This window comes from Streptomyces sp. NPDC001156 (assembly GCF_053598275.1).
The window spans coordinates 1-1,043 of the sequence record NZ_JBSFJX010000576.1 but is presented as its reverse complement, the minus strand read 5'-3'; the positions used below and the strand labels follow the sequence as shown (position 1 = coordinate 1,043).

Annotated in this window: 1 protein-coding gene; it reads left to right on the top strand. The window is 70.8% G+C overall.

All coding sequences use genetic code 11. The annotated features are described in order from the left end of the window. Positions 1-1,043: zinc ribbon domain-containing protein (locus ACWDA7_RS53215; RefSeq protein WP_450615477.1), on the top strand; the 1,043-nt coding region annotated here is incomplete at both ends.

Below are 1,043 nucleotides of genomic sequence, written 5' to 3'. Positions count from 1 at the left end.
GGCCGCTGGCCCCGCCTACTGCACTTCCTGAACAACCCGCAGCTGTGGCACAAGGTCGATCTCGTCCGCCGCCGCGACACCTCCGCGCCCGGCGGCTGGGTGTACGAGGCGCACCTGATGGTGCTCGCCGGCGGTTATGCATCGCCCGGCACCCGCGGCCGCCGCAAGGCTGCGGCCGAGCTTGCCCGGGTCGGCGGGATCGATGGCAACGTCTCCAACCTGTCCGTCGTCTCCTTCCCAGGCACGTTCGACCCCGCCGACGGCGCAATACAGGCGAGTCGTGTCGAGCTCACTGACGACGAACGTGCCGCGCTGGCGAAGGCCCAGCGTAAGGAACGGGGCCGGAAACGCGCCCTCGACCGGTCCCGCCGGGCAACCAACCCCAACCAGTACGGGATGTCGAAGCGGCAGCAGGCCCGCGCCGAACGCCGCGAAGGCGCCGGACTGCCCGCACGGCACGTTCAGGTCCCCGGCGGTGCCCGGGCGGCGAACACAGCAGGTGTGCCCAGGCAGGCGTACCGGCGCGATGACCTGTCGGCCGGCTACCGACTGGGCCGGGCCAAGCTCGCCGAGGCGGCAGCGACCCTGGCCGCGGCGAAAGACCACCGCGCCCGCCGCATCGCCGAACGCATCATCACCGACCACGGCGCCAACCTCACGGTCGAAGACTGCGACATTCGCACCTGGTACCGGCTGTGGGGCAAGGCACTACAGGCCACCACACCCGGCCGGCTCATCACCGCCATCAGCCGCGAGTGCGAGAAGACCGGCGGCCGCCTGCTGCGCGCGTCCACGTCCACCACCAAGCTGTCGCAGACGTGCCTGTGCGGCGCACAGGTGAAGAAAACGCTCGCCGACCGCGTCCACCGATGCGTCTCCTGCGGCCTCGTCGCCGACCGGGACATGGTCTCCGCAGCCCTCGCCGCGCACGTCCGGCTCACCAATCCTGACGACCCCAGCACCGCGGGCCTGGACACCGTCCAGGCCCGCATGACACAGATCTCGTTCGCACAAGGGCTGCAAGAAGCCCTGTCGAGTCAACC